The sequence below is a fragment of the Nonomuraea sp. NPDC049750 genome (genome assembly GCF_040659625.1).
GTDB lineage: Bacteria > Actinomycetota > Actinomycetes > Streptosporangiales > Streptosporangiaceae > Nonomuraea.
Genome location: NZ_JBFANB010000056.1, coordinates 1 through 11257, shown reverse-complemented (window position 1 = coordinate 11257; position 11257 = coordinate 1). Strand labels below are relative to the sequence as shown.

Here is an 11257-nt window from a genome sequence, read left to right as displayed (position 1 = left end):
CTCTCGCGCCGTCTGCCGAAGGTCTCATCCGTCCGATGACTACTGGGGTCGCTGTGACTACCACACCCGCTTCCGTTGAATCCCTCGATCTCGATCCCGCCTTCGCGTTGCATCGCGGCGGCAAGCTCGAGGTCCGATCCACCATCCCCGTCCGCAACGCCGACGACCTTTCCCTTGCCTACACCCCCGGGGTCGCCCGCGTCTGCACCGCGATCGCCGACACGCCGTCACTAGTCAACGACTACACCTGGGTCTCCAATGTGGTCGCCGTCGTCTCCGACGGCACGGCCGTGCTCGGCCTCGGCGACATCGGCCCGGCGGCCGCCATGCCCGTGATGGAGGGCAAGGCGCTGCTGTTCAAGGAGTTCGGGGGCGTCGACGCGGTCCCGATCTGCCTCGACTGCACCGACGTCGACGCCCTGGTGGAGACTGTCGTACGACTGGCGCCCTCGTTCGGCGGCATCAACCTGGAGGACATCAGCGCGCCCCGCTGCTTCGAGGTCGAAGACCGGCTGCGGGACCTGCTCGACATCCCCGTCTTCCACGACGACCAGCACGGCACCGCCATCGTGGCCCTCGCCGCGCTGACCAACGCGGCCCGGCTGACCGGCCGCTCCCTGGGCGACCTGCGCGCCGTGGTGGCCGGAGCCGGCGCGTCCGGGGTCGCGGTCACCCGGATCCTCCTGGAGGCCGGCATCGGCGACATCGCGGTCGCCGACTCCAAGGGCATGATCTACGACGGCAGGGAAGGGCTCAACCCGGTCAAGCAGGCCCTGGCCCGCGACACCAACAAGGCGGGCCACAAGGGCTCGACCGAGGAGGCCCTGGCGGGCGCCGACGTCTTCCTCGGCCTGTCCGGCTCGACGGTGTCGGAGGCGGCCATCGCCTCGATGGCCGCGGACTCGATCGTGTTCGCCCTGTCCAACCCCACCCCCGAGGTGCATCCCGAGGTGGCCGCGAAGTACGCCAAGGTGGTCGCGACCGGCCGCTCCGACTTCCCCAACCAGATCAACAACGTGCTGGCCTTCCCCGGCGTCTTCCGCGGCGCGCTCGACGTACGGGCCACCACGATCACCGAGAACATGAAGGTGGCGGCGGCGGTCGCGCTCGCCGACGTGGTGGGCGCGGACGTCAGGGCCGACTACGTCATCCCCAGCCCGTTCGACGCTCGTGTAGCGCCCGCGGTGACCGCCGCCGTGGCCGCCCAGGCCCGCGCCGACGGGGTCGCCCGCCTGTAGTTCCGCGGGAACGGGAACCTGCGCTCGTGCAGGAACCTGCACCTCCGCAGGAACCTGCGCTCGTGCAGGAACCTGCACCTCCGCAGGAACCTGCACCTCCGCAGGAACCTGCACTTCCTAAGGGAACCGCCAAATTTCCTTTACTCTCCGTGCTATAAAGAGGGCTCTCTGTAAGGATGCGGGCGCAGACTCCTGTTGCCGCGAGGAGAGCGATGGAACGCGAGCCCAATCGACTGCTACAGCAGCTGATCGCGGAGGCCGGCTTCTCTCACAAGGGGCTGGCCAGGCGCCTCAACGACCTGGGAGCCGCGCGTGGCACCCCTGGCCTGAAGTACGACCACAGCTCCGTGCTGCGCTGGATCGGTGGTCAGCGGCCTCGGGACCCTGTGCCGTGCCTCCTTACCGAGATTTTCGCACTCCGGCTCGGCAGGCCCTTCTCCCCCGTGGAGGTGGGCATGCCGGCCATCGTTACACCCCTGGATCTCGGACAGGAGTTCACGCACACGTGGAAGGAGGGGGTCGCGACCGTGACGGCGCTGTGGCGGGCCGATATGGAGAGGCGGCGCTTCCTGATCGATTCGACTTTCGCGATTGGTGCGGGCTCGGTAGGGGCCGTCCGCTGGCTGACGGCCCCGCCGGAGGAACGCCCGGGCGGCTCCGGCGCACGCCGCGTCGGCAGGGCCGACATCACCGCGATCCACGAGGTCACCCGTTCGTTCGGTGAGCTCGACAACAGATTCGGCAGCGGACGCGTCCGCGCGTCGGTCATCAAATACCTCGACACCGCGGTCTCACCGCTGCTCAAAGAGGGCGCTTACGGCGAGGCCACGGGCAGGCAACTGGCCGGGGCCGCCGCGGAGCTGACCCGCCTGGCCGGTTGGATGGCCTACGACTTGGAGCAGCACGGCCTGGCCCAGCGCTACCTGATCCAGGCGCTGCGCCTGGCCCAGGGCGCCGACGATCACGCGCTGGGCGGCGAGATCCTGGCCGGCATGGCGCACCAGGCCATCTACATGGGCCAGCACGCCCACGCGCTCGACCTGGCCAGGGCCGCCCAGCTCTCGGCCCGCCGCGCGGGCGTCCACACCCTGCTGTGTTCCGGCCTGGTGCTGGAGGCGCACGCTCAGGCAGGCCTCGGCGACACGCGCTCGTGCGGCTCCGCGCTGCACGCGGCCGAGGTGGCCTTCGACTCGCGGGCTCCCGCCGACGAGCCGGCCTGGCTGAGCTACTTCGACGAGGCGTACCTATCTGCCAAGTTCGCCCACTGCTTCCGCGACCTGGGAGAGGGGGAGCGGGTCGTGCGGCAGGCGCACCGCTCGCTCGACATGGACGGCCGCTATGTGCGCGGGCGGATGTTCAACCTGTCGCTCCTGGCGGCCGGGCTGCTGCAGTGCGGGGAGCTGGAGGAGGCGTGCAAGGTGGCGGAGACCGCGTTCAAACTGGCCGGTGAGCTGCAGTCGGTGCGGTCTCGCTCTTATGCGGCCGATCTGCGACGACGGCTGGAGCCGTACAAGGGCGAGCCTGTGGTGCGGGCGCTGCGCGAGCTGTCCGCTGTTTGAGTCTTCCTCTATTAGATGGGCCCGCTTTATTGGATGAGCCCGCCGCCGGAGATCCGGCGACGGGCTCGTTCTGTCCTATCTATTACTGCATCATCTCGCCGTTGGGGCCGACGATCGACTTGGTCGCGGCGTACTGGGCCTTGTTGTAGACGTCAGCGGTCTCGCCGTCGAAGTAGGCGGAGCTGATGAAGTCGATCCGGCCGTTGCCGTCCTGGTCGTGGAACATGCTCGTCACGCCGTTGACGTAGCCGGTGCGCTTGTTGTTGTCGTACTTCATCAGCCAGGGGCCGCCGTCGGCGCCGGGGGTCATGGAGCACTTCAGCACCTGGTGCGTCTCGACCCTGAAGGTGTTGACCTGGTAGGTCTTCGTACCGGTCTTGCCGGCGCACCACTTGGGCGTCACGCCGGTGAAGGCCTTGTCGCCGTCGGGGTGGGGGGCGCTGGGGTAGCCGAAGGCGGTGACGGTCTGGCCCATGGGCTGGTTCCAGGCGACGCCCTGGCCGCCGACGATGTCGCCGAGGCGGCCCAGGTCCTTGGCGATGCCGATGACGTACTCGGCCATGTAGAACTTGCGCGAGGTGCCGGGCTTGACCCACTTTTGCGTGTAGTAGTGGGTGATGGAGTAGTTGCCGAGCTTGTCGACACCCTTCTCTCCCAGACCCTTGTAGGCGGCGTGCTCCAGCTGCGTCACGGGGAGCGTCTCGGGCGCGCCGAACTTGAAGCCGTTGCCCTTGCCGGTCCTGGCGGCGTCGTACTCCTTCTTACCGACCTCGACCTTCTCCAGGACCGCGCCGGGGTAGTCGGGGCCCACCTTGTCGGCCGGCGTGTCGGCGCCCTCGGACCAGCAGTTGCCGAGCGTCAGGACGCACTTGGCGTACTCGACGGGACTGATCTCAACCGGCTTGACCCACTTGTCGCCACGCCACTCCTGGAACTCCTTGAACGACACCTTCTTGTCGTTGGGGAGCGCGAAGCCGTTGTGCACGGCCACGAACGCGAAGTCGCCGTCGTAGTCGTCGTAGGTGTCGAGGTCGTAGCTGGTGAACGCGTAGGCGCCCGCGTACACGCCGAACGGCGCCTTGCCCTGGTAGTAGCCGGGGACGAATACCCACTTGCGGAAGACGTCCTTGCCGCGCTCGTAGACGCAGTGGCCCGCCGTGGCGACCAGGTTGCGATTCCTGGCCTGGACCGACGTGGCCGAGCACCAACGATAGTTGCCGCCGCTGTCGAGGAAGAAGACCTTGCCGATGGTCTTGGGCAGGTTCACGGCCTTGGTCTTGGCGACGGCGGGCGTGGTGCCGGTGGGGGAGGCCGAGCCGGGCTTGCCGTCGGGCGCCTTGGCCGAGGTGGAGACCAGCTTCTGTACGTCCTTGGCGTCGATGTTGTACTGCGTGGCCTTCTTGAGGGCGGCACCGTTGGCGTCGAGCCAGAAGTAAGCGTTGCTGTAGGCCTCGGCTGCCTTGGGGGCGAGCGGGTCCTGGACCCAGTCGGGGGCCGCGTTGGCGGGGAGGGCGAGGGTGGCGGCGCTCAGGCTGGCGGCGGTCAGGGGGACGAGCAGGCGCTTCACTGGGGATCTCCACAAGGTTAACAAGCAGGTGTTGAGACCCTATCGACCCTCTGGTCACTCTGGTAACAGATTGTTCAGGAGTGTTACAGAAATGGTGGAGTACCAGGTCATAGCATAGTTTGTGCGAGAAAAGGCCGAAGGGCCCGGCAGGATGCCGGGCCCTTCGGTGAAGCAGGTGAACGATGACCTAGATCCTCGTTCGGTTCAGCTAACTACTTAACGAGCTTGCCGGACCACGAGGCCGCAGCGGCCTTGTAGATCGCGGCGGTCTCGCCATCGAAGATCGGCGAGGTGATCGTGTCGTAGCGCTTGTTGCCATCGAGGTCGACGATGAGGCTCGTGACGCCGGTGACGTAGCCGAGACGCTTGGCGTTGCTGTAGTTCGCCAGCCACGGGCCACCGTCGTAACCGGCGGTGACGGCGCACTTCAGCGACTGCTGCTCCTCGACCTTGCGGGCCGGGATCTTGACGACCTTGCTGGCGGTCTTGCCGTAGCACCACTTCGGCGTAACACCGGTGTAGGGCTTGCTACCGTCAGGGTTGGGGCCGAAGGGGTACCCGAAGGTACGAACGACCTTGCCCGGAGCCTGGTTCCACGCAACGCCCTGGCCGCCGACGTTGTCGCCGAGGCGACCGACGTCCTTGAGCGCAGCCGAGACGGTGTAGAACTCGAGGCGAACGAAGCGGGCAACCTTGCCGGGCTTGTACCACTTCTGGATGTAGTAGTGCGTGATGATGTAGTTGCCGGCAGCGTCGCGCGACTTGGAGCCGGGGCCCCGGTAGTCGTTGTACGTGTCACGGGTGACGTTCTCGACGACGGGCTCGCCGAACTTGGCACCCCTGGCGCGCCCCACGGGAGCGGCGTCGTACCAACGCTTGGCAACCTCGAACCGGTCCACCACAGCGCCGGGGAAGTCCGGACCGCTGGCCTCTTCGGCCTGGCCCGGGTCCACGTCGTAGTAGTCCGTGGTCGCGGGGTCGAGCTTGCCCTTGGTGTACTCGTCCTCGGAGACCGTGGTGTCCTTGACGAACTTCTCGCCCTGGAAGGCGTCGTAGGCCTTGCGGTCGACCTTGGTCGGCTGACGCAGCGAGCCGCCGATGCCGTTGTACACGGTCGCGAACGCGTAGTCGCGGTCGAAGTCCTCGTACACGTCGAAGTCGTAGTGCGTGAAGGCCTGCTTGCCCACGTACACACCGTAAGGCGTCTTGCCCTGGTAGTAACCCGGGACGAAGACCCAGCGCGAAACGACCTCGTCGTTGCCGGCGATGTCGTAGACGCAGTGCCCGGCCGTGGCGACCAGGTTGCGGTACTGCGACTGGACCGAGGTACCCGAGCAGTAGTAGAGCTTGCCATCGCGGCCCTCGAAGAACACCTTGCCGATGGTCTTCGGCATGTTGACGTTCTGGGACTTGACGGCGACCTTCTTCTCCTCGCCGATCGGCAGGGAGGAGCCCGGCTTGGTGTCGGCGCTATAGCCGCCACCACGGGAGATCTTCTCAACCTCGAGGGAGTCGGGGTTGAAGGCCACAGCCTGCGTCAGCGCCGCGTTGTTCGACTTGGTCCAGAAGTTCAGGGTCTCTTCTGCCTGAGCCTGAGTCTTCGCCAGGGCGTCGGACGCGACGTCGCCGCTCGCGTTGGCCGCAGCGGTGCCGGCGAGGCCGGCAGCCAGCAGACCGGTGGCCAGAATGGCACCACCGGCGGGGAGGAGGATGCGCTTCAAGGTAACTCCTTGGTCTGTCGTGGAGCGCTTCTTGCGCCCCATGCGTCAGTAAAGGGATAGCCAGGAACATACAGTGTCGATCTTGAAGTTAGGTAGCTGCTTTGGAGGGAAAAACAGCGCTAAGTCCGGCGTGATCGTTCTGTGATGTTTAAGTCGCGATAGAGGGTGACTTGCCGGAAGTGCCGGATGACACCGTTTCCGCAGATCAACATAAGGAAGTTGTCAGTGTTACTGCGGTGGCTCCAGTGCCGCTCTCCCGGCCGCGATCCGATTGATGTGACGCAGATCACACCGCCTTGATGGCACCGTCCTGGCACCCCATGCGTCAAAACGCCCTTCAGATTTGTCCGGGAACGCCGAAGGGCCCGGCGATGCCGAGCCCTTCGCGAGTTACCACTGTGCGCACCGTCCTGTAACGGTCGCGGTGTGTTACTTAGATGATCTTGCCGGACCACACGTTCGCCGCGGACTTGTACACCGCAGCGGTCTCACCGTCGAAGTACGGCGAGGAGATGTAGTCGACTCGCTTGTTGCCGTCCTGGTCGTTGAAGGTGCTGGTGACACCGTTCACGTAGCCGAGACGCTTGCTGTTGCTGTAGTTGAGCAGCCAAGGACCACCATCGGCGCCCTCGGTCATCGCGCACTTGAGCGCGACGTGCTCTTCGATCTTCTTGGCGGCCGAGCCGACGACCTTCTTGCTGGTCTTGCCGTAGCACCACTTGGGCGTGATGCCCGTGTAGTTCTTGTGGCCGTCGGGGTGCGGCGCAGCCGGGTAACCGAACGCGCGGACGTACTTGCCCGTGGGCTGGTTCCAGGACACGCCCTGGCCGCCCACGACGTCACCCAGGCGACCGACGTCCTTGGCAGCGCCTTCGATGATGAAGAACTCGGTCTTGTAGAACTTGGTCGCCGTGCCGGGCTTGAACCACTGCTGCGTGTAGTAGTGGGTGATGGTGTAGTTGCCACGAGCGTCCTGGACCTTGGTGCCCGGGCCCTTGTAGGCGTCGTAAACCGACTTGGTGACGTTCTCGGTGACGGGCTCGCCGAACTTGTTCCCGTTGCCCTTGCCGACCTTGGCGGCGTCGTACGTCTCCTTGGAGACCTCGATCTTGGCGACCTCGGCGTTGGGGTAGTCCGGACCAGTCGGCTCGGCCTTGCTGCCGCGCTTGGCCCAGCACGCCTCGATCGACGTCGGGTCGAGCTTGCACTTGCGGAACTCGTCCCGCGAGATCTCGACGTCCTTGGCGTCCTTGATGCCCTGGTACTTCTCGAAGTCGGCCTTGGAGACCTTCTTCGCGGTACCGCCACCGAGCTGGATGCCGTTGTACACGGTCACGAACGCGTAGTCGCGGTCGTAGTCCTCGTACACGTCGAAGTCGTAGTGGGTGAAGGCCTGCTTGCCCACGTAGATCCCGAACGGCGTCTTGCCCTGGTAGTAGCCGGGCACGAAGACCCACTTGGACATGACGTCCGAGTTGGTGGCGGTGTCGTAGACGCAGTGACCGGCCGTGGCGACCAGGTTGCGGTACTTCGACTGAACCGAAGTGGCCGAGCACCACTTCTTCTCGCCCTTGCTGTTGACGAAGAACACCTTGCCGATGGTCTTCGGCATGTTCACGTTCTGGACCTTGGCGGAGGTCTTCTTCTCCTGGCCGATCGGGACGGACGAGCCAGGCTTGCTGTCGGCGCTGTAGCCGCCCTTGCTCTGCAGCTTGGCGACGTCGCCGGAGTCCCAGACGTTGGACTCCTTCGCGGCCTTGAGGGCGGCGTTGTTGGTCGCCGACCAGAAGTCCGCGATGGCCTTGGCGTCAGCGGCGCTCTTCGCCATCGGGTCGGAGGCTACGTCGCTGGCGGCCGTGGCCGTACCGGCGAGGCCGGCAGCCAGAAGGCCGGTAGCCAGGATGGCGCCACCGGCGGGGATGAGGATGCGCTTCAAGGGAACTGCTCCTTGCTCTGTCGTGGGTCGCAACACGCGTCCCATGCGTCAGTAAAGGGATAGCAAGGAACATAGCGTGGTGATCTCCGCAGGTAAAAGCCGTTCTGGGGCATCTGGAAGCCCGCCTTACCGCTGTGACCGTCCTGTTACCAGTCAGAGATCTTCGCGGAAAGTGATCGATAGACCACGTTTTCGCTGGGTATGCGCAGGGTGGCGCGGATGGGCGGTGAGCGGTGCGTCACGTCGAGTAGACGGCTCAATGTGATTCAGATCACAGGAACCAGATTGGCGCGAGCCCCGTCTAATATCGCCAAATCCGCATAAATGATCTTGTGGGAGCACGCAAAAGGGGCTCGGCCGAACCCGGCCGAGCCCCTTTTGGGGTGTTGAGTGGTTACTTGTACAGCTCGCCGTTCGGGCCGACGATCTTGCCCGACCACGTGTTCTTGGCCGAGTTGTACACAGAGGCCGTCTCACCGTCGAAGTACGGCGAGGTGATGTAGTCGATACGGTCGTTGCCGTCCTGGTCGGCGAAGGTGCTGGTCACGCCGTTGACGTAGCCCAGACGCTTGCCGTTGCTGTAGTTGGCCAGCCAGGGGCCGCCGTCGAAGCCGGGAGTCACGGCGCACTTGAGGCCGATGTGCTCCTCGATCTTCAGCCACGGAGCGCCCACGGCCTTGGCGGTGGTCTTGTTGTAGCACCACTTCGGCGTCACGCCGCTGTAGGGCTTGTTGCCGTCGGGGTGCGGGCCGGCCGGGTAGCCGAACGCGCGGACCTGCTTGCCGGTGGGCTGGTTCCAGGACACGCCCTGGCCGCCGACGACGTCGCCGAGACGGCCGGCGTCCTTGGACAGCAGGATGTAGAAGCGCCCGCCCCAGTTCCGCTTGGGGCCGACGAAGCCGTCGTACTCCTTCTTGGTCACCTGCTTGACGCCGTTGAAGGAGATGCCGTTGTAGACGGTCACGAACGCGTAGTCGCGGTCGTAGTCCTCGTACACGTCGAAGTCGGTGTGGGTGAAGGCCTGCTTGCCCACGTAGATCCCGAACGGAGCCTTGCCCTCGTAGTAGCCGGGCACGAAGACCCAGTTGTCGAGCAGCGCCTTGTTGCTGTCGGTGTCGTAGACGCAGTGGCCGGCCGTGGCGACCAGGTTGCGGTAGTTCGACTGGATGGACGTGGCCGAGCAGTAGCGGAACTTGCCCTTGCCGTCGACGAAGAAGACCTTGCCGAGCGTCTTGGGCATGTTCACGTTCTGGGCCTTGCCGGGGGCCTTCTTCTCCTCCCCGATGGGAGTGGCGCTGCCCGGGTTGCCGTCGGGGCTGTAGCCGCCCTTCGAGACGACCTTCCTGACTTCCTTGGCGTCCCAGGTGTACGCGGTGGCGGAGCGGAGGGCGGCGAAGTTCGACGCGGCCCAGAAGGACGCGACCGAGGAGGCCTGTTGCGTGTTGCGGGCCATGGGGTCGGTGGCGATGTCGCCTTGTGCCTGAGCGGTGCCTGCCAGGCCGGCGGCCAGGAGGCCGGTCGCCAGGACGGCGCTACCGGCCGGGAGAAGGATGCGCTTCAAGGTAAAACTCCAGACGCGGGGCGCCTCGTGCACCCCAGAATGCAGCAAACGGACAGGCGGGAACCTATCGGTCTGACTCTGGTCGTGGGAATTACCCGTAACTGCCGTAAAGCGCAACGATCATGGCCGTAACCATCTTGAGATGTGAAACCGGCTGATCACTCGGGGTGGCGATACGCTGGGTGTAACTTACGTCACATTTTGCGGTGTTGCGAGCCCTGCGGCGCGTCGGTAGACCTCGCCGGTCGTGGCGTTGAAGGTCGGCGAGGACACCGCGTCATAACCGCCCTTGGCGTCTCTGTTCCAGGTCAGGCTGTTGATCCCGGTGAGGAGTCCGAGCTTCTGCGCAGGCTGGAAGTTGAGCAACCAGGGGCCGCCACTGGCGCCGGCGCTGAAGTCGCACGGCTGGAGCTGCACGCCGTACTGAAGGTCGAGGCTGGGGGCGACCGTGCGTCTCGTGCTCCCCGAGCAGACCTTCAGCGTCTTGCCGTCGAACGGGTGGCTGCCGTCGGGCTGCGGGCCCGCCGGGTAGCCGAAGGCGGTGATCGTGAGGGCCAGGCCCTTGCCGAGCGTCAGGCCCTGCCCGCCGACGTTGTCCTGCAGACGGCCGACATCCTGCATGGCGAGCTGGCCGCTCTTCTCGACCCATTTGAAGCCGCGGTGCACGGTCACGAACGCGTAGTCGAAGTCGTAGTCGCCCTTGCCCGGCCAGTCCTCGTGCATGCTGATCGACGCGCCCACGTAGATGCCGTCGGGCGTCGCCCCACCGGGACCCGGATTGGGGACGAAGATCCAGTAATCGGCGGGCTTGCCCTGGCGCGAGTCGTACGCGCAGTGTCCGGCGGTCGCCACCACGCTGCGGTTCTTGGCCGCGATCGAGCTGGCCGAGCACCAATATTCCTTGTCACCGAAGCGGAAGAAGACCTTGCCCATGGTCTTGGCGGCCGCGCTGTCCTTCGGGAGGGCGGGTCCGACGGTCGGCAGGATCTGCGGGCTCCTCGCCGGGACGATCCGCGGGCTCATCGCTGGGACGATCTGGCCGCCCCCGGAGGCGGTCTTGGAGGTGGGCGAGGACTGCGAGGCCGGCGTGGCGGGGCTGTACTGGTCGGCATTCTTGAGCCGGTCAGGCTTCCAGTATTCGGCGACCTTCTTCATGTCCGCCGCAGACTTGGCCAGCGTGACCGAGTAGACCCGGCTGTTCGGCGCGGCCGAGGCGATCCCCGCGAGGGCAGGCAGCATCAGCAGCGCGCTGAGCGCAGCCGCTACCAGGTGCCATGCCCGGGGGATCATGGAAATGCCTTGCCTTTGGGGGTTAGTACTTCTGGGGGTGTAACGATGGATTTTTCCAGATCACTCACTGTATTGCAGCTCGGATGGAGATTCGTTATCTGATCAAGCGTGACTTGTGTCCCATAAGGAGTGCGTCAAGGGGTTCGATCCGGATAGCGTCTCCGATCCATGTGAGGATCGTTTCCGCATGTCAGAGGCATAGTACATGAGCCGACTTCGTTGTCCATCCGCCTTTCCTGTGTGTTTCTTGATCACGCGTGAGAAGGGCCCCGGCCGGGAGTAGCCGGGGCCTAGCCTCGATCTTTCTCGACCTTGAGCTGGTCGGTTGAGGGATTCGGCTTGAGGTCGATTGCCCGGCTGTGGTCAGCGTGAGTGCCCGGCTGTC

7 protein-coding genes are annotated in these 11257 nt (G+C 65.5%); 2 read left to right on the top strand and 5 right to left on the bottom strand.

Annotation, left to right across the window (positions count from 1 at the left end):
- The first annotated feature begins 35 nt into the window (after positions 1-35).
- Both AB0J16_RS57740 and AB0J16_RS57735 read left to right on the top strand, forming a co-directional pair.
- On the top strand, positions 36-1238 hold the full coding sequence (locus AB0J16_RS57740; RefSeq protein ID WP_357949616.1) for an NADP-dependent malic enzyme: 1203 nt from the start codon (positions 36-38) through the stop codon (positions 1236-1238).
- Between the two features lie 212 nt (positions 1239-1450).
- Positions 1451-2797 carry a hypothetical protein gene (locus tag AB0J16_RS57735; RefSeq protein WP_358557362.1) on the top strand — a complete coding sequence of 449 codons (1347 nt, stop codon included), beginning with the start codon at positions 1451-1453 and terminating at the stop codon, positions 2795-2797.
- A gap of 82 nt (positions 2798-2879) precedes the next feature.
- On the opposite strand, the gene AB0J16_RS57730 is transcribed toward AB0J16_RS57735, so the two are convergent.
- The 5 genes from AB0J16_RS57730 to AB0J16_RS57710 form a co-directional block, all read right to left on the bottom strand.
- Positions 2880-4364 (bottom strand): hypothetical protein, encoded by a 1485-nt coding sequence (locus AB0J16_RS57730; RefSeq protein ID WP_358557359.1) that lies wholly within the window; start codon positions 4362-4364, stop codon positions 2880-2882.
- A 212-nt stretch (positions 4365-4576) separates the two neighbouring features.
- Complete coding sequence (locus AB0J16_RS57725) at positions 4577-6085, bottom strand: hypothetical protein (RefSeq protein ID WP_358557356.1); 1509 nt, start codon at positions 6083-6085, stop codon at positions 4577-4579.
- Positions 6086-6518: 433 nt separating this feature from the next.
- The gene (locus tag AB0J16_RS57720; RefSeq protein WP_358557354.1) at positions 6519-8021 is read right to left on the bottom strand and encodes a hypothetical protein; all 1503 of its coding nucleotides are present in this window, start codon (positions 8019-8021) and stop codon (positions 6519-6521) included.
- A 394-nt stretch (positions 8022-8415) separates the two neighbouring features.
- Positions 8416-9582 (bottom strand): hypothetical protein, encoded by a 1167-nt coding sequence (locus tag AB0J16_RS57715; RefSeq protein WP_358557351.1) that lies wholly within the window; start codon positions 9580-9582, stop codon positions 8416-8418.
- Positions 9583-9771: 189 nt separating this feature from the next.
- A complete protein-coding gene (locus AB0J16_RS57710) occupies positions 9772-10872 on the bottom strand; it encodes a trypsin-like serine protease (protein ID WP_358557348.1) in 1101 nt (366 codons plus the stop codon).
- Between the last annotated feature and the right edge of the window lie 385 nt (positions 10873-11257).

Coding starts and splice junctions, on each gene's coding strand:
- AB0J16_RS57740 (WP_357949616.1), top strand. CDS start 36: ATGACTACTGGGGTCGCTGTGACTACCACACCCGCTTCCGTTGAATCC.
- AB0J16_RS57710 (WP_358557348.1), bottom strand. CDS start 10,872: ATGATCCCCCGGGCATGGCACCTGGTAGCGGCTGCGCTCAGCGCGCTG.
- AB0J16_RS57735 (WP_358557362.1), top strand. CDS start 1,451: ATGGAACGCGAGCCCAATCGACTGCTACAGCAGCTGATCGCGGAGGCC.